The sequence below is a fragment of the Stenotrophomonas sp. 22385 genome (assembly GCF_052045085.1).
Classification (GTDB): Bacteria; Pseudomonadota; Gammaproteobacteria; order Xanthomonadales; family Xanthomonadaceae; genus Stenotrophomonas.
In genome coordinates this window covers 90,036-110,517 of record NZ_JBQEOG010000007.1, presented here as the reverse complement: position 1 = coordinate 110,517, position 20,482 = coordinate 90,036, and the positions used below count along the sequence as shown (strand labels likewise).

General features: G+C 65.4%; 21 protein-coding genes and 1 pseudogene. 6 read left to right on the top strand and 16 right to left on the bottom strand.

Features of this window, described 5'->3' with window-relative positions; genetic code table 11:
- Positions 1-9: 9 nt before the first annotated feature.
- From ACTJI4_RS13685 to ACTJI4_RS13675, 3 genes and pseudogenes are all read right to left on the bottom strand, one after another.
- A pseudogene (locus ACTJI4_RS13685) lies at positions 10-336 on the bottom strand (cyclophilin-like fold protein); the annotation flags it as partial.
- A 137-nt stretch (positions 337-473) separates the two neighbouring features.
- Complete coding sequence (locus tag ACTJI4_RS13680) at positions 474-1,682, bottom strand: MFS transporter (RefSeq protein WP_440869639.1); 1,209 nt, start codon at positions 1,680-1,682, stop codon at positions 474-476.
- On the bottom strand, positions 1,679-2,737 hold the full coding sequence (locus tag ACTJI4_RS13675; RefSeq protein WP_440869638.1) for an alpha/beta hydrolase: 1,059 nt from the start codon (positions 2,735-2,737) through the stop codon (positions 1,679-1,681). Before ACTJI4_RS13675 ends, ACTJI4_RS13680 begins: the two co-directional genes overlap by 4 nt.
- Positions 2,738-2,848: 111 nt before the next feature.
- On the opposite strand from ACTJI4_RS13675, the gene ACTJI4_RS13670 reads away from it, so the two are divergent.
- The 3 genes from ACTJI4_RS13670 (at position 2,849) to ACTJI4_RS13660 (ending at position 5,064) form a co-directional block, all read left to right on the top strand.
- On the top strand, positions 2,849-3,742 hold the full coding sequence (locus ACTJI4_RS13670; RefSeq protein WP_440869637.1) for a LysR family transcriptional regulator: 894 nt from the start codon (positions 2,849-2,851) through the stop codon (positions 3,740-3,742).
- A 458-nt stretch (positions 3,743-4,200) separates the two neighbouring features.
- A complete protein-coding gene (locus ACTJI4_RS13665) occupies positions 4,201-4,524 on the top strand; it encodes a SymE family type I addiction module toxin (protein WP_440869636.1) in 324 nt (107 codons plus the stop codon).
- 60 nt (positions 4,525-4,584) lie between these two features.
- Entirely contained in the window at positions 4,585-5,064 is a 480-nt protein-coding gene (locus tag ACTJI4_RS13660) for a GNAT family N-acetyltransferase (protein WP_440869635.1), read from the top strand.
- A gap of 73 nt (positions 5,065-5,137) precedes the next feature.
- Here ACTJI4_RS13660 and ACTJI4_RS13655 read toward each other — a convergent pair whose 3' ends face one another.
- A complete protein-coding gene (locus ACTJI4_RS13655; RefSeq protein WP_440869634.1) occupies positions 5,138-5,776 on the bottom strand; it encodes a LysE family translocator in 639 nt (212 codons plus the stop codon).
- A 130-nt stretch (positions 5,777-5,906) separates the two neighbouring features.
- Positions 5,907-6,758 carry a formyltetrahydrofolate deformylase gene (gene purU / locus ACTJI4_RS13650; RefSeq protein WP_440869633.1) on the bottom strand — a complete coding sequence of 284 codons (852 nt, stop codon included), beginning with the start codon at positions 6,756-6,758 and terminating at the stop codon, positions 5,907-5,909.
- A gap of 38 nt (positions 6,759-6,796) precedes the next feature.
- Between purU and ACTJI4_RS13645 the strand changes: the two genes are divergently transcribed.
- Positions 6,797-7,045: a hypothetical protein gene (locus ACTJI4_RS13645; RefSeq protein ID WP_440869632.1), complete on the top strand. Its 249-nt coding sequence runs from the start codon at positions 6,797-6,799 to the stop codon at positions 7,043-7,045.
- 29 nt (positions 7,046-7,074) lie between these two features.
- Here ACTJI4_RS13645 and ACTJI4_RS13640 read toward each other — a convergent pair whose 3' ends face one another.
- Together ACTJI4_RS13640 and ACTJI4_RS13635 are read right to left on the bottom strand one after the other, a co-directional pair.
- Positions 7,075-7,245 (bottom strand): hypothetical protein, encoded by a 171-nt coding sequence (locus ACTJI4_RS13640; RefSeq protein ID WP_440869631.1) that lies wholly within the window; start codon positions 7,243-7,245, stop codon positions 7,075-7,077.
- A gap of 117 nt (positions 7,246-7,362) precedes the next feature.
- Positions 7,363-7,632 (bottom strand): DUF2798 domain-containing protein, encoded by a 270-nt coding sequence (locus tag ACTJI4_RS13635; RefSeq protein WP_440869630.1) that lies wholly within the window; start codon positions 7,630-7,632, stop codon positions 7,363-7,365.
- A gap of 135 nt (positions 7,633-7,767) precedes the next feature.
- Between ACTJI4_RS13635 and ACTJI4_RS13630 the strand changes: the two genes are divergently transcribed.
- On the top strand, positions 7,768-8,694 hold the full coding sequence (locus ACTJI4_RS13630) for a LysR family transcriptional regulator (RefSeq protein WP_440869629.1): 927 nt from the start codon (positions 7,768-7,770) through the stop codon (positions 8,692-8,694).
- 90 nt (positions 8,695-8,784) lie between these two features.
- Here the strand turns inward: ACTJI4_RS13630 and ACTJI4_RS13625 are convergent, their stop codons facing one another.
- The 7 genes from ACTJI4_RS13625 to ACTJI4_RS13595 form a co-directional block, all read right to left on the bottom strand.
- A complete protein-coding gene (locus ACTJI4_RS13625; RefSeq protein ID WP_440869628.1) occupies positions 8,785-9,891 on the bottom strand; it encodes an NADH:flavin oxidoreductase/NADH oxidase in 1,107 nt (368 codons plus the stop codon).
- A 176-nt stretch (positions 9,892-10,067) separates the two neighbouring features.
- Positions 10,068-10,889, bottom strand: coding sequence for an NAD-dependent protein deacetylase (locus ACTJI4_RS13620; RefSeq protein ID WP_440869627.1), 822 nt, complete (start codon positions 10,887-10,889; stop codon positions 10,068-10,070).
- 48 nt (positions 10,890-10,937) lie between these two features.
- Entirely contained in the window at positions 10,938-11,351 is a 414-nt protein-coding gene (locus ACTJI4_RS13615) for an acyl-CoA thioesterase (protein ID WP_068848408.1), read from the bottom strand.
- A gap of 105 nt (positions 11,352-11,456) precedes the next feature.
- Positions 11,457-12,476: a ribonucleotide-diphosphate reductase subunit beta gene (locus tag ACTJI4_RS13610; RefSeq protein ID WP_422509792.1), complete on the bottom strand. Its 1,020-nt coding sequence runs from the start codon at positions 12,474-12,476 to the stop codon at positions 11,457-11,459.
- A gap of 146 nt (positions 12,477-12,622) precedes the next feature.
- Entirely contained in the window at positions 12,623-15,007 is a 2,385-nt protein-coding gene (locus ACTJI4_RS13605) for a ribonucleoside-diphosphate reductase subunit alpha (protein ID WP_440869626.1), read from the bottom strand.
- A 544-nt stretch (positions 15,008-15,551) separates the two neighbouring features.
- A complete protein-coding gene (gene zapE, locus ACTJI4_RS13600; protein ID WP_184126211.1) occupies positions 15,552-16,652 on the bottom strand; it encodes a cell division protein ZapE in 1,101 nt (366 codons plus the stop codon).
- Entirely contained in the window at positions 16,649-17,323 is a 675-nt protein-coding gene (locus tag ACTJI4_RS13595) for an alpha/beta hydrolase (RefSeq protein ID WP_440869625.1), read from the bottom strand. Before ACTJI4_RS13595 ends, zapE begins: the two co-directional genes overlap by 4 nt.
- 55 nt (positions 17,324-17,378) lie before the next feature.
- Between ACTJI4_RS13595 and ACTJI4_RS13590 the strand changes: the two genes are divergently transcribed.
- Positions 17,379-18,236, top strand: coding sequence for an EamA/RhaT family transporter (locus ACTJI4_RS13590; protein ID WP_440869624.1), 858 nt, complete (start codon positions 17,379-17,381; stop codon positions 18,234-18,236).
- A 54-nt stretch (positions 18,237-18,290) separates the two neighbouring features.
- On the opposite strand, the gene ACTJI4_RS13585 is transcribed toward ACTJI4_RS13590, so the two are convergent.
- A complete protein-coding gene (locus ACTJI4_RS13585) occupies positions 18,291-19,736 on the bottom strand; it encodes an ExeM/NucH family extracellular endonuclease (protein WP_440869623.1) in 1,446 nt (481 codons plus the stop codon).
- 146 nt (positions 19,737-19,882) lie between these two features.
- Complete coding sequence (locus tag ACTJI4_RS13580; RefSeq protein WP_392923567.1) at positions 19,883-20,401, bottom strand: c-type cytochrome; 519 nt, start codon at positions 20,399-20,401, stop codon at positions 19,883-19,885.
- Positions 20,402-20,482: the final 81 nt, after the last annotated feature.

The window sequence follows — 20,482 nt, the reverse complement described above, 5'->3', positions numbered from 1 at the left end:
AATCCGAACCGCGAGCGGCCCTTCCGTGCGAAGGAGCTGCAGTCCTCCTTCGATTCGACCCAGTCGGATCAGACCCTTCGAGTACGCAAAGGGCCTGTGGAAAATCGCCAGATTTCCCCACGGCGCATAAAAGGCGATATCGCCCGCCGCCGGCGTGACTCCCTCCGGCTCACCCGCCACACCGAGACGGCGCGGAAGCTGCGCGATTTTCTCGGTCGCGGCGTAGTCCTCAAGCTGCAGCGTCAGCGGCAACTGGGCGATGAACTCGCGCGCCGGGATACTGTCTTCCATGGTGGCCGACAGCATCTGATCGTTGATGATCAGTCGAATCTTCATCGAATGAACCCCCGGGTTTGACTCTACCTTCCTGGCTGCAATGGCCTGATGAGTGGGCTCGGCAGAGCATGCCGCTATTGCCCCCAATGCAAGCAGGAGGCAAAGCAGCGTTCCTGTGATCGACGTAACGCACCTCATCAGCCCCGGGCCTCCACAGCGACCACCGGCCCCGACGTGGTCGCCCGCTCGGACGCCGTGGCATAAGCGAGCAGCGCGGCGCACAGCAGCAGGCCAGCACTGGCCAGGAACGTGCTGGCAAAGCCGAGACTGTCAAACAGCAGCCCGCCCACGGTCGAACCGAGTGCGATGGAGCACTGCACTACCGCCACCATCAGCCCTCCGCCGGTCTCTGCGTTGTCAGTGAAAGTGCGAGCCAGCCAGCTCCACCAGCCCACCGGTGCGGCCGTTGCCAGCAGGCCCCAAGCCGAGAGCAGTGCGGCGGTCGGCCAAAGCTGGGGCCCCAGTGGAACCAAGGCCACAGCAATGAGCGCCATCAAGGCTGGAATGGTCACCAGCGTTCGGTAAAGCCCACGCCTGATGAACACGCCAATGACGAGCGTGCCCACGAAGCCGCTTACGCCGATAGCCAGCAGCACCAGCGGTACAGCAGACGTTCCTGCACTGGTCACCCGCTCCAGGAACGGCCGCACGTAGGTAAACAGGGCAAATTGCCCCATGAAGAAGGCACCGCAGGCAAGCATCCCAAGTGCCACCACACGTCGCCGGAACAACGCGATCAACCCGCCTTGTGACTGCCCGCTCTCCGCAGGCATGGAGGGCAGACAAACCCACTGCCATGCGAGGGCTATGACAGCCACGGGCAGAAGGCACAAGAAAGCGCCGCGCCAACCAATCATGCCACCCAGGTAGCTGCCCAATGGCGCCGCAACTACCGTTGCAAGCGCGTTGCCGCTGTTGAATATCGCCAAGGCGCGCGGGACTTTTGCGGCGGGCACCAGCCGCATGGCCGTTGCGGCAGACAGTGACCAGAACCCACCGATCACCACGCCAATCAGTGCACGCCCCGTAATGTAGACCAGATAGTTCGGAGACAGGGCCACCACCACACCCGACACCGCCATCAATGCGGTGAGGATCAGCAGCAACGTTCGTCGGTTCAAGTTGCCCGCCAACCGGGAGATCGACAGGCTGGTCAGCACCGCAAAGGCTCCCGAAATGGCAATGCCGTACCCCGCAAGCCCTTCGGTCACGCCCAGATCTGCCGCCAAGGGGGTAAGCAGGCTCACCGGCATGAATTCGGAGGCGATCAACGCGAAGACGCACAGCGTCATCGCGAGCACGCCCCCCCAGTTGGCGCGATCTGCGTTCACGTGGGTGCGGCTCATTTCCCCGCCAGGCCGTGCTGGAAGAACGTCGTCAGTTTCTCGAAGGGAATCAGGTTGGTACGGTCATACAGGTCCACGTGCCCCGCACCCTTCACCCAGTAGAGCTCCTTCGGCTGGCCCGCCCTTTGGTATGCGTCTTCGCTGAACTCGCGGGAATGCGCGGCGTCGCCAGAAATGAACAGCATTGGCCGGGGCGAGATGGTCTCGATGTCATTGAAGGGATAGAAGTTCATGAATTTGACCAGGCTGCTGAAGAGCGGCTGGGTGGTCAGCTCTGCCGTATCGCCCTTTGGCGTGTAGGCGCCGCGCGGGGTACGGTAGAAGTCGAAGAACTCACGTTGGATGGCAGGGGTGTCAGCATCGAGTCTGTTCACTGTGCCTGGCACGTACACAGCCGCGCCGCCCTTGAACTCGGCCAAGCGCTGCTCGGTTGCGGATTGGATCACCGTCTTGCGCTGTTCCAGCGACTGCCCGTTGTTCAGCCCCTGACGTGCCGCCGCACCCATGTCGTACATGCTTACCGTGGCAATGGCCTTGATGCGCGGGTCGATCTTGGCGGCGCTGATCACAAAGCTGCCGCTGCCACAGATACCCAGGCCGCCAATCCGTTCCGGGTCCACATAGGCCTGCGTACTCAGGAAGTCCACGGCGGCACTGATGTCGTCTGAATAGATTTCCGGCGCCACCAGGTGCCGCGGGGCGCCACCGCTCTCTCCCCAGAAGGAAAGATCGATCGCCAGCGTAACGAAGCCCTGCTCGGCCAACTTCTGCGCGTAGAGCTGCGAGCTCTGCTCCTTCACCGCGCCCATTGGATGGCCAACCACCACGGCGGGGGCGCGGCTGCCGCGAGGCAGGCCTTGGGGGCGGTACAGCGTGCCCACCACTTCCAGCTGGTACTGGTTGTGGAAGCTGACGCGCTCACCAGTGACCGTGGGGCTGCGGTAGAAGTTGTCTGCCCCGGCGGGACGTGCTGCCCCAGGCGTATCGGCAGCCATGGCGGGAAGCGGAAGTACGTAGCTGGCAAGCAGCGCCAGCAGCAACGTGGTCGGTTTCATGCGAGTGCGGCCTCGGTTGGGGGACTGAGGTCGCCACGATAGGCTCCGCCCGCTACCGCGATAAGCCGGCTGAAAGTTGATGCATTGTTGAGTTGAGCTCACAATTGGTCCATGAGCGCCGTGAAGACCAATGATCTGCAAGCCTTTCTCGTGGTGGCCCAGGAGCAGAGCTTCACCAAGGCCGCCGTTCGCCTTGGGATAACGCCCTCTGCGCTGAGCCATTCGATGCGGTTGCTGGAAGAGCGCCTGGGCATTCGCCTGCTGGCCCGCACCACCCGCAACGTTTCTCCCACCGAGGCGGGCGAGCGCCTCATGCGCTCCATCGCACCGCACTTCGAGGCCATCGGTGCCAGCGTGGAAGCGCTGGGAGACCTGCGCGACCGGCCGGCGGGAACGCTGCGGATCTCCTGCACGGATGATTCGATGGAGACCATCATCCGACCACGGCTTGCCGGGTTTCTGGCCGAGTACCCGGACATCACGCTTGAGTTCTACGTGGATTACGGCTTTACCAACGTGGTGGAGCAGCGCTTCGACGCCGGCATCCGGCTCGGAGAAGCGCTGAGCAAGGACATGATCGCTGTCAGGGTCGGACCGGATTGGCGCCTGGTGGTGGTTGGATCTCCCGACTACTTCGAGAAACATCCCAAGCCCAGGAAACCCGCCGACATCACCCGCCACCGCTGCGTGCACATCCGGCATCGCCCAAATGGCGCCATCTATGCCTGGGAGTTCGAAGAGAAGGGCAAGGAATTCACCGTACGCGGCGACGGACCGTTGGTCTTCAACAGCATGACCCACGTAATCAATGCCGCACTGGACGGACTGGGCTTGGCCTATGCGCCGGAACCGATGGTAGCTGAGCACATTGCGCAGGGCAGGTTGGTGGCTGTGCTGGACAAGTGGTGCGTCCCCTTCCCCGGCTACCATCTTTACTACCCTAACCGCCGGCAGCCCTCACCTGCCTTTTCGGCGCTGGTCGCTTGGTTGAAGCGGGATGAGTAGGTGTAGAAAGGCAGCGGCTGTGTGTGTGGGCCGCGCCGGCACTGCGTAGCAATGTTCAGCGCATCCCGGGTCGCTTGCGACTTCTCTTCTGGTGCGATGAGGTCAGTGAAGAGAAGCACTTGGCACGAGGGTACGCCACTGATTCTGGGACGTCCGTTCCAGCAATCACAAGCGGAGGCCAGAATTCCGGTTCACTTGCGTCACACCATTGATCAAGTAAATCGAACATGCCGGTATGCTGGCGAAGTATCAACTTCTCTTAGTTTGATCAGCTGTGCATCGTCTGGATTCGGGGCTTGATATCCCCTTGTTAGACCCATGAAAGCATGAAGTTCTGCGTCGGGAGGGTGGCGAATACAACACCCCCTTGGGAAATAAGTCACGCCGATGGTCTAACGGATATCAACCTCCCGACTCCCTTGTCGCCGACAAGGCAGTACTTCCGATGGAGTAGACGCATGCGCAGTTCAAAGATGGATTCATGCAACGATCCCAGCCAGCAGGTTGGCATCGGCTGGTATCAGCCCAAGAGCCTACGCATTTCCGCCCTGCGGCACCCTGCCGGCAACATCCTGCCGCCGGGCCTGTCCATTCCCTACCTGTCGTTGTGCGGGGTGTGGTTGGAGCGGTTGGGGTTCAGGACCGGTCATCGGGTGTTTGTGGAAGTGACACCCGGGCGCGTTACGTTGACGCTGGATGAGACGCCGGTGCCATTGCCCTATCGCTATCGCAAGCACGAGCCAAAGAAGGAGCGCTCACGCAAGGAGCGTTCGGAAAAGTGACGCGGAACCCCGGTAGAGCCGGGCTCTGCCCGGCTGCTGCTTTTGCCGTGCCGCGTCGCCATGAATTCCGTTAACGTACCGGCAGAAGCGAATGCCGGAAGAGAACGTATGGATAGTCAGGAGGGTGTTGTGCTGATGCTGGCTGCCTCGGAGGAGGTTGAACAGCTCTGCACTTCGCTTCAACAGTTCAATCGCCCTTTCACTGCAAATGCCAATGAGTCCGAGCTGAGAATTGTGGCGCGGTCGCCTGAAGGTGCGCTGCTGGGCGGTATTCTGGCGGACGTCGCTCTGGGCTGGCTCGAGGTCCACGTGCTCTGGGTGGAGCCCGGACAACGGTCGACAGGGCTGGGGTCCACGTTGCTGGAAGCGTGTGAAAGCCAAGCACGTGAGCTGGGTGCCCACTCTGCCCGCCTGGACACCTTCGACTGGCAGGCCGAGGGGTTCTACGCGCGCCACGGCTACACTGCATTCGCCAGACTTGGCGATTATCCACTGGGCCACGAACGTGTCTTCATGAGCAAACGCCTGATCGGACAGTGACCCGTACGAGTTCTAGAAGACAAACCCCCTTGCGGGGGGTTTCGCGGATGCCCTTAGGGATCGGCCCGACTGCTTACGCTACGAACACCAGCCGCAGCGCAAACCCGATCAGCAGCACGCCCATCACCCGTTCGAACCAGTGGCTGGCGCGCATGAAACGCTGGCGTACCGCTGCTGCGGAGAGCGCTACGCTGACCAGGACGAACCATGCTGCATTGACCAGGCACATCCACAGGCCGTAGAGCATCTGCACAGGGAGCGGTGTCTTTGCGCTGACCAGTGTGGTGAACACAGCCAGGAAGAACAGCGTCGCCTTGGGGTTGGTGGCGTTGGTCATGAAGCCGATGACGAAGGCCTGCCTGGGGGTTTGCTGCACAGCCTCAATCGGCACATCGGGATGCGCTTCGCCGCCCGTGCTGGGCTTGCTGCGGAGGAACTTGATGCCGAGGTAGAAGATGTAGGCCGCGCCGAGCCACTTGGCTGCTGTCATCAGCCAAGGGGTTGTGTGCAGGAGTGCACCTACGCCGATGAGGGTGTAGAGGACATGGACCGAGATGCCGGCGCCTATCCCCAGCGAGGTGTAGATGCCCGCCTTTCGGCCGTAGCGGACGGTTTGGCGGACGGCTACTGCGAAGTCCGGGCCTGGGGCTATCACTGCCAGCAGGTGGACTATGGCCAGGCTTAGGAATTCTGCCCAGTAGGGTGCTAACACTTGGTACTCCGTGATGGGGCGGTGGCGCTCTGTTTTTCCGTGCGGTGCCGCCTGGGGGCCGGCACTACCGGGCTGGCGGTTGGGGGTAGACCACGCGGCCGGCGCTACCCGTTTTCTTTCGGCCTTGTCGCTATCGGAAGACTACGGTGCGGTGGCCGTTGAGGATGATGCGGTGCTCTACGTGCCGGCGTACGGCGCGGGCCAGTACCTGCGATTCGGTGTCGCTGCCGAGGCGGACCAGGTCGCGTGGGGTCATGGCGTGGTCTACCCGCGCCACATCCTGTTCGATGATCGGGCCTTCGTCGAGATCGGAGGTGACGTAGTGGGCCGTTGCGCCGATGATCTTTACCCCGCGCGCGTGGGCCTGGTGGTACGGCTGCGCGCCCTTGAAGCTGGGCAGGAAGCTGTGGTGGATGTTGATCGCCCGGCCCGCCAGTGCGTGGCACAGGCGTGGTGACAGGATCTGCATGTAGCGGGCCAGCACCACCAGATCGATCTGTTCGCGTTCGACCAGATCGATGATCTGCTGCTCCTGCACGTCCCGGTTGTCTGCATTCACCGGCAGGTGGTGGAACGGGATGCCGTAGGAGCCGGCCAGCGGGCCGAAGTCTTCGTGGTTGGAGGCCACTGCGGCGATATCCACCTGCAGCTGGCGGCTGTGCGCGCGGAACAGCAGGTCGTTGAGGCAGTGCCCCTGCTTGCTCACCAACACCAGCAGGCGCGCGCGGCGGCGGGCGTCGTGCAGCTGCCAGTCCATCTTGAAGTCGGTGGCCAGCCCGTTCATGCGGGTCTGGATGGTGTCGATGGGCTGGCGCGGGTCGCGGTCGAAATGCACGCGCAGGAAGAACCGGCCGCTTTCGTCATCGCCGAACTGCTGCGCATCCAGGATGTTGCAGCCCTGCTCGAACAGCAGGCCGGAGACGCGGTAGACGATACCGGTTCGATCCGGGCATGAGAGGGTGAGGATGGAATCAGGGCGCATGTCCCGAGTGTAGAGGACTGGCGCCCTGCCCTGCAGCGATGCTGTCAGGTGAAACTTTAAAACCGAGGGTCCCTGTCTGCGACTGGCTCGTCGCCGGCGCAGCGGGCGGCTATCGCGGTTCGGATCGAGCGATCAAGGTCCGTTCGTATCGCGAGGCGATTCAGATGCGCTATCGCGCGCTGCGAATCGATCAACTCCAGCAGGGCGTGTGCCTGGCTTACCGTGAGCTCGCGCTGGATATCCGCGAACGAGAACCCGGTGACCCCGCTACTACTGAAGGTCAGTGATTTGGTGAATCGCTTGCGCGCTGGCTCGCTTAGGGCAACACTTCGAGGTAGGCGGCCAGCGTGGCTGCGCTGCTGATGGGTGCGGCACGCTGTTCCAGGGTCGAGCGCTGTGCGCCGGATACAGCGGCCGTACTGCACGCTTCTGCCGTTGGTAGCATCAACACGGTCAACAACGCTGCGGCGGTCAGCACAACCTTCATTCTCTTCTCCCGTTCAACGCGGCAGGTTCGCCGCATCCGGAGAGTGAAGTCTTCGACGATCTCGAAGTGTGCGCGTGATTGCGGTATCACGAAAATCAATCACGGCGCATATTCCGATCAGCGCGCCGGATGCACGGTCAACGCGACCAGCCGCATCACCACCGGGCGCACCAGCAGCACGCAGCAGAACGCGGTGGGCATGGCGAGCTGGTAGGCGCCGAGTACGCGCATCGGGAACTCGGCATTGATGCCCGCGTTGGCGGCGGTGATCACCAGGCACATCAGCATGGCCATGATGGAGGCCATGAAGAAGGCAAAGACATACGGGGTGGCGCGGGCGCCGAGCTTCCAGCGGGCGGTAGCCAGGGTTTGAGCTTGTTGCGACATCAGGGGTCCAGTGGGCGGCAACCAGCGGTTGCGGGACCGGCACGATAGTCAGCGGGCTGCGGCACGGGTAGACCGTCGGGCGTTGGCTCTTTATAAAGTAATTCTTTGCAATGACCGGCCAGAATCGACGCCACCATGAACATTCTGCAGTCAATCCGCAGTTTCATCCGTACCGCCGATGCCGGCAGCCTGGCGGCGGCGGCGCGCACGCTGGGGATCAGCCCGGCGGCGGTGGGGCAGAACATCGCACGGCTGGAAACGCATCTGGGCGTGCGCCTGTTCAACCGCACGACGCGCACGCTGGCGCTGACCGAGCGCGGCGCGCTGTACCTGGCCGAGGTGCGGCATATCGAGCGCGACCTGCAACGGGCGCAGGCGGCGGTGACCGATCCGGAGGCGACACCGCATGGTCGGCTGCGCATTGCCAGCACCTCCGCATTTGGCCGCCATGTGCTGGCGCCGATGCTGCCGGCATTGCAGGCGCGCTATCCACGGTTGTCGATCGAGCTGCTGTTGGCCGACCGCAGCGTGGACCATGCGCATGAAGATGTGGACGTAAGTTTCCGGATCGAGCCGCAGCTGGTGGAAGGCCTGGTGGCGCGTGCGATTGCGCAGGTGCCGTTCCAGGTGTGTGCGGCGCCTTCGTACCTGGCGCAGGCGGGAGTGCCGGGGACACCGGAGGAGCTGCGTGAGCACCGTTGCCTGGTGTTCCGCTACCCGGTGGATGGGCGGTTGCTGCCGTGGGGATTCGTGCGCGAGGGGATCCGCTTCGAGGCGGAGATGCGGCCGGCGCTGGTGTCGGATGACATTGATGCGTTGGCGGCGATGGCGGCTGCTGGCGGTGGGATCGCGCGGTTGGCGGCGTTCGTGGCGGCGCCTTGGTTGGCGCGGGGGGAGTTGCGGGTGTTGTTTGCGTCGGGCGATGGGGCGCGGACGTCGCCGGAGCCGATGCGGTTGTTTTTGTGTGTGAGTGATCGAAGGGATTTGACGCCTAAGGTGCGGGCGTTGATGCAGCACGTGGTGGAGGGGTTGCCTGCTGCTTGGCGGGTGGATCTCGAATGAGATCTGGCCACGCCCGACCAACGGTCGGGCGCTACCGATTTCTGCAGCATTGCCCGTTTCGGGGCGATGCCGGTTCGGCCGAGGGCGACCTTAGGCCGACGGGGCGGTGAACACGCCGCGGGCTTCGCGCGGTTCGCAGCGCAGGTACTGCGGTGCGGGGGTGAGCGAGTCGCCCAGGGCGGCGGCGGCGTGCCACGGCCAGCGCGGGTCGTAGAGGATGCCGCGCGCCAGTGCGACCGCGTCGGCGTGGCCGTGGCGCAGGATCGATTCGGCCTGCGAGGGATCGGTGATCAGGCCCACGGCGATCACTGGCATCTTCACCTTGGCCTTGATGGCGGCGGCGAAAGGCACCTGGTAGCCCGGCTCCACCGGGATCTGCTGGCGCGCGTCGAGCCCGCCGCTGGAGACGTGCAGGAACTGGCAGCCGCGCAGGTCCAGGATCTGGGCCAGGGTAGTGCTCTGTTCGATATCCCAGCCGCCGGGCACCCAGTCGCTGGCCGAAATACGCACGCCAACGCTGATGCGATCGGAGACGGCGTCGCGCACGGCGTCGAACACGCGCACCAGCAGGCGCATGCGGTTTTCGAGCGAGCCGCCGTACTGGTCCTGGCGCTTGTTGCTCAGCGGCGAGAGGAACTGGTGCAGCAGGTAGCCGTGGGCGGCGTGCAGTTCGATCAGGTCCAGGCCGGCGCGTTCGGCGCGGCGGGCGGCGACGGCGAAGGCTTCGACGACGGCGTCGATGCCGGCTTCGTCCAGCGCGTCAGGGGTGGGGCCGTTGGCAGCGAACGGCAGTGCGGAGGGGGCGACGGCGGTCCAGCCGTTGGGGTCGGTCGGGGGCAGCTGGCCGCCGCCTTCCCACGGACGCGAGGAGGAGGCTTTGCGGCCGGCGTGGGCCAGCTGCACGCCCAGCGGCATCGGCGACCATTGCTTGACCGAGGCGATGACCGAGGTGAGCGCGGCTTCGGTGGCGTCGTCCCACAGGCCGAGGTCGGCGTAGCTGATGCGGCCTTCGGGCAGTACGGCGGTGGCTTCGAGGATCAGCAGGCCGGCACCGGATTGGGAAAGCTGGCCCAGGTGCTGGCGGTGCCAGTCGTTGGCCAGGCCGTCGGTGGAGGAGTACTGGCACATCGGGGCGATGACGATGCGGTTGGACAGCGTCAGCGGTCCGAATGACACGGGGGAGAAAAGCTGGCTCACGGGCGGGCGACTCGGGGGAGATGAAACAGGGGTGGTATTGCACCGCGAAGCGGGTTTGCGGGCAACCGTATGTGTGGAACGGTGAGGCTAGCGAGGCAGGGCCTCGCTCTACCGGGGTGGCGTCCAGGCCAATGCCTGCGGGCCGGGCAAAGGGCGCGTAGGCAAGCGTTCGCGGGTCAGGCCGATGCGGTGGCTGGCAGGAGGAATGACAGGGCGTCTGCGCAGGACTGTTCGACCTTTAAGGTGAGGAGGTCGTCGGCCCGGGTGCGGCCGATGTTCAGGGCGGCGACGGGCAGGCCGGCCTTGGCGGCGGCCTGGACGAAGCGGTAGCCGGAATAGACCATCAGGGACGAGCCGACGACGAGGACGGCGTCGGCCTGCTGCAGGTGGGCGTGTGCGGCGTCGACGCGGGCGCGCGGTACGTTTTCGCCGAAGAACACCACGTCTGGCTTGAGGATGCCGCCGCAGCTAGCGCACGCGGGCACGTTGAAGGTGCTGAAATCCACGCCGTCGAGGTCGGCATCGCCGTCCGGGGCCTGTGCGGCATCGAGGCGGTCCCAGCCGGGGTTGGCCGCCAGCAGCGCCTGCTGGAACGCTTCGCGGCCGCTGCGGGTTTCGCAGCCCATGCAACGCACCTGGTCGAGGCGGCCGTGCAGGTCGATCACGGCGGCGCTGCCGGCGCGCTGGTGCAGGCAATCCACGTTCTGGGTGAGCAGCACTTCCATCTTGCCGCGCGCTTCCAGCGCGGCCAAAGCGGCGTGGGTGGCGTTGGGCTGGGCCTGGCCGAAGCGCGGCCAGCCGAGCAGGCTGCGCGCCCAGTAGCGTTGGCGGGTGGCCGCTTCGCCCATGAAATCCTGGTAATTCACCGGCGGGGTGCGCTTCCACTGGCCGTCGGCATCGCGGTAATCGGGAATGCCCGAGTCGGTGCTGCAGCCGGCGCCGGTGAGGACGAACAGGCGGCGGGCGCGGTCGATGAAGTCAGCCAGAGGGGTAGACATGCCAGCTAGATGGGGGCGATTGGAGGGTTCGCAATCGCCCCTGTCCGTTCAGGGTCCTGCGATGTCGGCCGGCAGTGCCGGCACGGCGGTGGGCTTGTGGTTCTCGTCCAGGGCAATCATCACGAAGTGGCCGCGGGTACACAGCTTGCGCTCGCCGGTGTGCAGGTCTTCGGCGATGAGTTCCACTTCCACCTTCATTGAGCTGCGGCCCACTTCGACGATACGGCCCACGGTTTCCACCATCTGGCCGATGCTGATGGGCAGCTTGAAGTCCACCTGGTCCGAGCGGGCGGTGACCACGGTGCGGCGCGAGTAGCGCGCGGCGGCCAGGAACGCGGCCTTGTCCATCCATGCCAGTGCCTGGCCACCGAACAGCGTGCCCATGTGGTTGGTGTGGTTGGGGAAGACGATTTCGGCCATGCGCACTTCAGTGGGCGGGACGACGTCAGGGGTGGCGGTCATGGCGGTGGGCCGTGCGGTGGGGTCGACGAGGATGATACGGCAGCGCCCGCAAACAAAAAGCCCCGGTAGTGCCGGGGCTTTCTGGCTAAGCGTGGTGCGCTTGGATCAGAACGACATGTCGAAGGCGACTTCGCCCTTCACGCCGACCTGGTAGGCCGAGGAGCGGCGTTCGAAGAAGTTGGTCAGCTCCTGCACGTCCTGCAGTTCCATGAAGCTCAGCGGGTTGCGCACGTTGTACTTCTTTTCCATGCCCAGGCGATGGAAGTGGTTGTCGGCGCAGTGCTGCAGGTACTGGCGCATGTCGCGGGTGGAGATACCGGCCACGCCGCCGGACAGCACGTCTTCGGCGAACTGCACTTCGCATTCGATGGCTTCGGCGAGCATGTCATAGACCTGCTGCTTCATGGCATCGTCGAACAGGTCCGGCTCTTCTTCGCGGATCACGTCCACGCATTCGAAGGCGAACTCCATGTGCGCGCTTTCGTCGCGGAACACCCAGTTGGTGCCCGAGGCCAGGCCGTTGAGCAGGCCGCGCGAACGGAAGTAGTACACGTAGGCGAACGCGGCGAAGAAGAACAGGCCCTCGATGCACGCGGCGAAGCAGATCTGGTTGAGCAGGAACTGGCGGCGCTCGTCACGGGTTTCGATGCGCTTGAGGTTCTGGATGGAGTCGATCCACTTGAAGCAGAAGTCGGCCTTCTTCTTGATCGAGTCGATGTTCTCCACCGCGTCGAACGCCTTGGCGCGCTCTTCCGGGTCCGGCAGGTAGTTGTCGAGCAGGGTCAGGTAGAACTGCACGTGCAGCGCTTCTTCGTACAGCTGGCGCGAGAGGTACATGCGCGCTTCGGGCGCGTTCAAGTGCTGGTACAGGTTCAGCACCAGGTTGTTGGACACGATCGAGTCGCCGGTGGCGAAGAACGCGACCAGGCGGTGGATCAGGTGGCGCTCGCCGGGCGACATCTTGCCATGCAGGTCGCTGATGTCGATCTGGAAGTTGATTTCTTCCACGGTCCAGGTGTTCTTGATCGCGTTGCGATACATGTCATAGAACTGCGGGTAGCGCATGGGGCGCAGGGTCAGTTCAAAACCGGGATCGAGCAGCATTTGACGGGGCTTGTCGGCCATGGTGTTTCGTCCTTCTTGGGGGTACCGACCAACGGTCGGTACCTACCGAATGTTTGATTTTCCCGGCATAACCGGCATTCCGGGGCAGGCACCGACCGTTGGTCGGTGCCTCCGGCGGGTGCCGGCCCGCTGGGCCGGCACGCCTTTTATTGGCAGGCCTCGCAGGCTTCCGGGTTTTCCAGCGAGCAGGCCACGGCTTCCACCGGGGTGTAGCTGCTGACGGTGGTCTTGGCGATCTTGGTGGCCGGACGCGAACGCAGGTAGTAGGTGGTCTTGATGCCCTGCTTCCAGGCGTACATGTACATGGAGGACATCGCGCCGATGTTCGGGCTTTCCATGAACAGGTTGAGCGAGGCGGACTGGTCGATGAACGCGCCACGCTCGGCGGCCATGTCGATCAGCGAACGCATCGGCAGTTCCCACGCGGTGCGGTACACCTGGCGCAGGGTTTCCGGAATCTGGGCGATGCCCTGGATGGAGCCTTCGGCCAGCTTGATGGCGTCGCGCATTTCCGGGGTCCAGTGGCCCAGCTTCTTCAGCTCGTTCACCAGGTAACGGTTGACCTGCAGGAAGTCGCCCGAGAGGGTCTCGCGCTTGAACAGGTTGGACACCTGCGGTTCGACGCACTCGTAGCAGCCGGCGATGGACGCGATGGTCGCGGTCGGGGCGATGGCGATCATCAGCGAGTTGCGCAGGCCGTGTTCCTTGATGCGCTCACGCAGGGCATCCCAGCGTGCGGTGTCTTCGGGCACCACGTTCCAGGCGTCGAACTGCAGCTCGCCGCTGGCGGCACGGGTGTCGGCGAACGACGGGTGCTTGCCGCGTTCCTGGGCCAGTTCCACCGAGGTTTCCAGGGCGTGGAAGTAGATGGTTTCGGCAATCTTCTTCGAGAGCGCGCGGGCTTCGGCACTGTCGAAGGCCAGGCGCTTGCGGAAGAACACGTCCTGCAGGCCCATGCAGCCCAGGCCGACCGGGCGCCAGCGCAGGTTGCCGCGGCGGGCCGATTCGATCGGGTAGAAGTTCAGGTCGATCACGCGGTCGAGCTGGCGGATGGCCAGGCGCACGGTGTCGGCCAGCTTGTCGTAGTCGAACTCGCCGTGGGCATCGAAATGGTTGCCCAGGTTGATCGAGCCCAGGTTGCACACCGCGGTTTCTTCAGCCGAGGTGATTTCCAGGATTTCGGTGCACAGGTTGGACAGGTGGATCACGTTGCCGGCGCGCAGGGTCTGGTTGCTGGCGCGGTTGCACTTGTCCTTGAAGGTCATCCAGCCGTTGCCGGTTTCGGCAAGGGTACGCATCATGCGCGAGTACAGCTTGCGCGCGGAGATGGTGCGGTTGGCCTTGCCCTGCGCTTCGGCCTGCAGGTACGCCTGCTCGAAGGCTTCACCGAACAGGTCGGTGAACTCGGGCACCACGCGCGGATCGAACAGCGACCATTCCTGGTCGGCTTCGACGCGCTTCATGAACAGGTCCGGGACCCAGTTCGCCAGGTTCAGGTTGTGCGCACGACGCGATTCGTCACCGGTGTTGTCACGCAGTTCGAGGAAGTCCTCGATGTCGGCGTGCCAGGTTTCCAGGTAGACGCAGGCCGCGCCCTTGCGCTTGCCGCCCTGGTTCACCGCGGCCACGGACGAATCCATGGTCTTGAGCCACGGCACGATGCCGTTGGAATGGCCGTTGGTGGACTTGATGAGCGAGCCGCGCGAACGCACGCGGGTGTAGCTCACGCCGATGCCGCCGCTGAACTTGGACAGCTGGGCGATGTCGCCGTACTTGGCGTAGATCGATTCCAGCGAATCCTGCGGCGAATCGAGCAGGAAGCACGAGGACAGCTGTTCGTGGGTGGTGCCGGAATTGAACAGGGTCGGGCTGGACGGCAGGTAGTCCAGGTTGCCCATGCGCTTGTACAGCGCCAGGGTTTCGGCCACGTCTTCGCTCAGGGCGCTGGCGATGCGCAGGAAGAACTGCTGCGGGGTCTCGATCACCTTGCGGGTGTGCGGGTGGCGCAGCAGGTAGCGGTCGTACAGGGTACGCAGGCCGAAGTAATCGAAGTTCAGGTCCAGCGAGATGTCGATGGCATCGTTGAGCTTGCGCGCGTTGGTCTGCACGAAGTTCAGCAGGCGGTCGTTGATCAGGCCCACTTCGTGGCCACGGCCGACCGACTGCGAGAAGGCGTGGATTTCCTGCCCCGACACTTCCTTGGCGATGTAGTTGGCGAGCAGGCGCGCGGCCAGGCGGCCGTACTCGGGCTCTTCACCGATCAGCAGGGCGGCGGTGCGGATGGACAGCTCGTCCAGTTCCTGGGTGGTGGCGCCGTTGTACAGGCCGGAGATGGTGCGGGTGGCCACGCGCATCGGGTCGACCGAGTGCAGGCCTTCAGCCGAACGCTGCACCGCGCGCACGATCTTGTTCAGATCCACCAGCTCGGTCGTGCCGTTGCGCTTGGTCACGCTCATGGCGGTCGCGGTCGGCGGCGAGGTCAACAGGAATTCGCTTTCCTGGTCGGTGGCTGCGCTGGTTTCGGTGCTCACGGCGTTTTCCTCTTGGCGTGATTTGGGGTGGTGCAGGGTCACCTGCGGGGCAGGCGTGGGCCGGTGCGCTCAGCGCTCAGGGTGGACCATCGGTGTCGCATGGGACGCGACCGGCGCGATGGCGCTGCGGACGATCCCCTTGCGTCACCGGTCATCTCCCCCCGGAGACTGGTGCTGCCAGCGCCGCACCCTGTACGGCATGCGGTTGTCGGTGGGCGTTGGCCCCGTTGGACCCTTCGACTTGTGGTCGAAGAGACCGACGGCCACAAGATAGTGGGGGTGTAGGGGGCCGTCAACGCCAAATGTAGGGAATCAGGGCAATCCCTTGCGGCGCAAGGATTCGGTGTCGGGGGTGTCCGACGAACGGTCGCGACCTGTAGAAAGCGAGTGCGCAGTCAAGGGTTGGGGGCGACTTTTCGTGCGATTCAAGCGTTCGAAAAACGGAACGATGGGCGTCACGCGGACGTAACAATTGCGGGCGGTCTGGCACCACGTGGACACGCCTGGCGTGTCCCTGCGACCGGGTGACAGCCGGTTTCCTCGATCACGCCCGGTGGGGCGTGCCGAGGTATTCGGCGCTTTGCATTTCTATGAGGCGCGAGGCGGTCCGCTCGAAGGCACCCTGCAGGCGGGTGCCGGTATAAAGGGCTACCGGCGCGTCGGTGGCGGTGCAGACCAGGTTGACGTGGCGGTCGTACAGCTCGTCGATCAGGTTCACGAATCGGCGCGCGGCGTCTTCATTCATCCGGTCGAAATGTGGGATGTCGCCCAACAGCACCGTGTTGAACTCGCGGGCGATCTCGATGTAGTCCGAGGGGCCGCGGGGGCCTTCGCACAGGGCCTTGAAGTCGAACCAGACGATGCTCTTGCCACGGGCGCGCACCGGGATCTTGCGTGCTTCGATCTCGATGTTGCCCGGCTTGGGCGGCTGGCCGCCGCTCAGCGCGGCCCAGCGGCTGGCCAGCCAGGCGTCGCTGTGCTCGTCGCGCGGGGCCTGGTAGACCGGCGAGTGGGTCAGCGCGCGCATCCGGTAGTCTTCAGTGCCCTCGGCGTACAGCTCCACGCAGTAGGTCTGCAGCAGGCTGATGGCAGGCAGGAAGCTGTCGCGCTGCAGCCCATTCAAGTACAGGTTCTCCACCGCCGTGTTGGAGGTGGTGACCAGGGTGACCCCTTCGGCGAACAGGCGCTCGAGCAGGCGCGCCAGCAGCATGGCATCGCCGATGTCGGTGACGAAGAACTCGTCCAGCACCAGTACGCGCAGCTTGGCGCGCCATTCCTGGGCGATGCGGGCCAGTGGGTCGCTCTGGCCCTGGTGTTCGCGCAGGCGCTCGTGGATGCCGCGCATGAAGCGGTGGAAGTGGGTGCGGTACTTCTGTTCGATCGGCAGCCCGTCGTAGAACAGGTCCACCAGGAAGGTCTTGCCGCGCCCTACCCCGCCCCAGAAGTACAGGCCCTTGACCGGGTCCGGCTTCTTCCAGAAGGCCGAGAGGCGGTCCAGCCAGCCGTCCTGGGCGCTGTCGACCAGGGCCAGGTGGATGCGGTCCAGCTCGGCCAGGGCGGCGTGCTGGGCCGGGTCGTTCTGCCATTCGCCCCGGGCCACGCCTTCGGCGTAGCGCTGCGACGGGGTCAGTGCGGTATCACTCATGCGGTGGCGCTTTCCGGGTTCGGCAGCCAGCCCTTGACGCCGTGGAGCACCGCGCCGCGCAGATCGATCAGCTTGCGGTGGAAGAAGTGGCTGGTTTCGGGCATGCGCACCAGCTCGTGCGGGGCACCCAGGCTGTCCAGCCAGTTGTAGACGGCCTGCGGATCGACAATTTCGTCAGCCTCGCCCTGGATGACCAGCCAGTTGGCCGGCGGCTGCACGCCGTCGAAGTCCCAGCGCCCGGCGGGCGGGGCAATCGAGACCAGTACCTGCGGCTGCAGTTCGGCGGCCGCGCGCAGGGAGACGAAGGCGCCGAAGCTGAAGCCGGCCAGCCACAGGGTGGCGTCGGGGCGCTGTTCGCGGACCCAGGCCACCACCGCCTTGAGGTCGTCCTGTTCGCCCACGCCGTGGTCGAACTCGCCGGCCGAAGTGCCCACACTGCGGAAGTTGAAGCGCACGGTGGCAATGCCCAGCTCGCGCAGGGTGGTGCCGACCATGGTCACCACCTTGTTGTGCAGGCTGCCGCCCTCCGTGGACAGCGGGTGGCAGATGACCGCCACCACCGGCTGCGCGGGCACATCGGCCTTGGGCAGGTCGACCGCCACGTCCAGCGCGCCGACCGGGCCGGCCAGCTGCAGAGTGGTGCTTTCATTGGGAAAAGGGGGATTGTGCATGGCGTCATAATACCGCTCCCCTGCGGGCTGCACTGCCGCGCCTGCCTGGAACCCCATGTTCTATCTGCTTTTCAGCGTGGTCTGCAGCGTGTTGGTGTCGGTGCTGCTGAAGCTGGCCGCGCGCCGGCAGCTGGATGTCGCCCAGATGGTGACCTGGAATTACCTGGTGGCCGCCGGGCTTACGGCAGTGGTGCTGCGGCCGCCGCTGGAGGCGCTGCAATCAAGCCATGCGCCGTGGCCGGCGCTGCTGGTGCTGGCGGTGGTGCTGCCTTCGCTCTTCCTGGTGCTGGGCCGCACGGTGGCGGTGGCCGGGATCGTGCGCACGGATGTGGCGCAGCGGTTGTCGCTGTTGCTGTCGTTGTTGGCTGCGTTTCTGTTCTTTGGGCAGAGCGCCACCCCGCTCAAGCTGCTTGGCCTCGGGCTGGGGCTGGTGGCGATGCTGGGCATCAGCCTGCGCCCGCGTGGGCCAACGGTGGCCAATGAGGCGGGCAGCTGGCGCTGGCTGCTGGCGGTGTGGGTGGGGTTTGCCCTGGTGGATGTGCTGCTCAAGCAGGTTGCGCTGTCGGGGACGCCGTCGATGGCGGCGCTGCTGGTCTGTTTCAGCATCGCCTTTGTGTTGATGCTGGGGATGCAGCTGTGGCGGCACTTCAGTGGGCGCAGCCGGTTGCGCGCGCGTAACGCGGGTGCGGGGGCGCTGCTGGGGCTGCTCAACGGCGGCAACATCCTGTTTTACGTGCATGCCCACCAGGCCATGCCGGACAGCCCGGCCACGGTGTTTGCCGGGATGAATATCGGGGTGGTGGTGTTGGGAGCGCTGGTGGGGGTGTTTGCGTTTGGCGAGCCGACCACGCGGTGGAACCGCGCGGGGCTGGTGTTGGCGGTGGTGGCGATCGGATTTATCGCCTGGGGCTGAGACCACGCGCAGTGCCGACCAACGGTCGGCACCTACCGGCGCGATGTCGGGGCGTTACTTGTCGAAACCCAGGATCAACGGGTCGTGGTCGGAACTGCGCCACGGGCCGGCTTCGTTGCGGTCGCGATAGCCGATGTCGTCGGCTTCGTCGGCGTTGATATGCCATTCGGCCGCGCCGCGCAGGCGCTTGGCCATGCCCGGGCTGAGCAGGGCGTGGTCGAGGCGGCCGGTCATGCCGTTGTAGACATAGCTGTAGGGGCGCTCAACCTTGGCCACGGCGAAGGCGTCGCGCCAGCCGGCGTCGTGCAGGGTGCGGATCGGGGCTTCCATCGCATAGGCGTTGAAGTCGCCCAGCAGGATCGCGTCGGTGGTGCCGGCGCCGGTCGGGTCGGTCCCCAGCCACTGGTTGAGCAGCCGCGCCGATTCGACGCGGGTGGCGTTCCAGCAAGCCTGGCCGTCGTTCTGGTCGGCATCGGCGCCGGCCGCTTCCGAGCAGCCCTTGGACTTGAAGTGGTTGGCCACCACCACGAACGGCGCGCCCTTGCCGGCGCGGAACGCCTGGGCCAGCGGTACCCGGCTGTGCGGGCCGAACGGGGCGGTGTCCAGCACGGCGGGGGCGCCGACCGGGGCCACCCGCGCGCTGCGGTAGATGATGCCCACGCGGATCGGGTTCTCGCCCGGGCCCTTGCCAGCGTCGATGAAGCGCCAGTCCGCGCCCTTGCCAAGGTTGGCATTGAGCGCGGTGACCAGTTCGGCGATCGCCGACTGCGGGCCGTAGCCGTCGTTTTCCAGTTCCATCAGCGCGGCCACGTCGGCGCCGAGCGCGTTGACGGTGGCCACCAGCTTGGCGGTCTGGGCCTGGTGTTCGGCCAGGGTGCGGGCGCCGCGCAGGGTCGGGTAACCGCCGCCCTGGCCGTCGCCGTTGAAGAAGTTTTCCAGGTTGAAGGCAGCCACCTTGAGCGCGCCGGGCACCACCGGGGCGGCCGGTCGGTTCAGCGCCGGCAGCTTCAACGGGGTGGTGACCTGCAGGCGCGGGGTGCCCTTTGCGTCCACGTGGACGATGCCTTCGACGTTGCGCAGCACGGTGCCGGTGCGCAGGGTGGCGCCGGCCGGCAGGTAGGCGACCGGGCCGGGGTCGCGCGCGCTGCTGCCGTCATCGAGCAGCAGGCGGCGGCGCTGGTTGTCGGCGATCACCCTGGCGTGGGCGTCGGTGCCGGGGGCGGCCACTTCGCTGGGCTGCCAGAGGCGGCCATCGAAGGCGACGGTGAGCTCGCCGAAACGGGTCAGGCCGTCGGTGCCAGCCAGGGTCAGCGGGGCGGCAATGCGCACGTGCTGGCCATCGAGCGCGCGCCAGTCGGCGGGCGCGGCGGTGAGGGTGACGGGGGCGGACGTCGCCGGGGTCGATGCGGTCGGCCGTGCCTGCGGCTGGGCCTGGGCGAAGGCGGTGGCGGGCAGCAGCAGCAGCAGCGACAGGGCAAGAGCGAGGGTGCGACGGCGCATCGACGGCAATTCCGGAAACGGGTGCACAGGGTAATGCGGAATTGTGGCGGGAAGCGGTCGCCGGTGGGGATTTGGGCGGGTTTGGCAAAGCCGCGCCGGGTTGGGTCCACGTGGGACACGCATGGGGGCGCGGCGCCCCCCGCCGGTTATTTCAGGTTCGCCAGCATCCAATCCACGGTGGCGTGGATCTGCTCTTCGCTCAGGGCGGGGTTGCCGCCTTTGGGCGGCATGATCCCGCCATCCGGGCCGGTGTAGCCCTCAATGGCGTGCTTGTAGAGGGTGTCCTTGCCCTGGGCCAGGCGTGCATCCCAATGGGCGTGGTCCAGGGTCGGCGCCTGGCCGACGCCGGTGGTGTGGCAGGCGGTGCACAGGTTGTCGAAGATCACCTTGCCATCGGTGGTGCCACCGTAGGCCACCTGCGAGGCGGCCTTGGCCATCGCTGCGGCCTTGGCCGCAGCCTGGTCGGCAGCACCGGTGGCGCCGGCATACACGGCACCGGCCGGGGCAATGCGCAGTTCGGTGCGCTTGGCGGCCTGGGGCGAGACCTCAGGAGGAATGCGGGTGTGCAGGTACGCAGCGAACAGGATCAATCCGAGCGTGATGGCCATCAACAAGGCAATGACCATGGAAAAGCGTTTCAGGAACTCGAGGTCGTAATTCCGCACTCTCTGTTACCCCTGGCTGGTAGTCGTTGGACCACGGCTTGTCGGCCGAGTATGACCAGCGTGTGCGGCGCTCTGCAAGCC

Excerpts from the sequence above, each read along its gene's own strand:
- ACTJI4_RS13680 (WP_440869639.1), bottom strand. The coding sequence starts at position 1,682 with ATGAGCCGCACCCACGTGAACGCAGATCGCGCCAACTGGGGGGGCGTG.
- zapE (WP_184126211.1), bottom strand. The coding sequence starts at position 16,652 with ATGAGTGATACCGCACTGACCCCGTCGCAGCGCTACGCCGAAGGCGTG.
- ACTJI4_RS13615 (WP_068848408.1), bottom strand. The coding sequence starts at position 11,351 with ATGACCGCCACCCCTGACGTCGTCCCGCCCACTGAAGTGCGCATGGCC.
- ACTJI4_RS13585 (WP_440869623.1), bottom strand. The coding sequence starts at position 19,736 with ATGCGCCGTCGCACCCTCGCTCTTGCCCTGTCGCTGCTGCTGCTGCTG.
- ACTJI4_RS13645 (WP_440869632.1), top strand. The coding sequence starts at position 6,797 with ATGCTGTCAGGTGAAACTTTAAAACCGAGGGTCCCTGTCTGCGACTGG.
- ACTJI4_RS13665 (WP_440869636.1), top strand. The coding sequence starts at position 4,201 with ATGCGCAGTTCAAAGATGGATTCATGCAACGATCCCAGCCAGCAGGTT.
- ACTJI4_RS13610 (WP_422509792.1), bottom strand. The coding sequence starts at position 12,476 with ATGGCCGACAAGCCCCGTCAAATGCTGCTCGATCCCGGTTTTGAACTG.
- ACTJI4_RS13640 (WP_440869631.1), bottom strand. The coding sequence starts at position 7,245 with ATGAAGGTTGTGCTGACCGCCGCAGCGTTGTTGACCGTGTTGATGCTA.
- ACTJI4_RS13620 (WP_440869627.1), bottom strand. The coding sequence starts at position 10,889 with ATGTCTACCCCTCTGGCTGACTTCATCGACCGCGCCCGCCGCCTGTTC.
- ACTJI4_RS13635 (WP_440869630.1), bottom strand. The coding sequence starts at position 7,632 with ATGTCGCAACAAGCTCAAACCCTGGCTACCGCCCGCTGGAAGCTCGGC.
- ACTJI4_RS13630 (WP_440869629.1), top strand. The coding sequence starts at position 7,768 with ATGAACATTCTGCAGTCAATCCGCAGTTTCATCCGTACCGCCGATGCC.
- ACTJI4_RS13670 (WP_440869637.1), top strand. The coding sequence starts at position 2,849 with ATGAGCGCCGTGAAGACCAATGATCTGCAAGCCTTTCTCGTGGTGGCC.
- ACTJI4_RS13660 (WP_440869635.1), top strand. The coding sequence starts at position 4,585 with ATGAATTCCGTTAACGTACCGGCAGAAGCGAATGCCGGAAGAGAACGT.
- ACTJI4_RS13590 (WP_440869624.1), top strand. The coding sequence starts at position 17,379 with ATGTTCTATCTGCTTTTCAGCGTGGTCTGCAGCGTGTTGGTGTCGGTG.
- purU (WP_440869633.1), bottom strand. The coding sequence starts at position 6,758 with ATGCGCCCTGATTCCATCCTCACCCTCTCATGCCCGGATCGAACCGGT.
- ACTJI4_RS13595 (WP_440869625.1), bottom strand. The coding sequence starts at position 17,323 with ATGCACAATCCCCCTTTTCCCAATGAAAGCACCACTCTGCAGCTGGCC.
- ACTJI4_RS13675 (WP_440869638.1), bottom strand. The coding sequence starts at position 2,737 with ATGAAACCGACCACGTTGCTGCTGGCGCTGCTTGCCAGCTACGTACTT.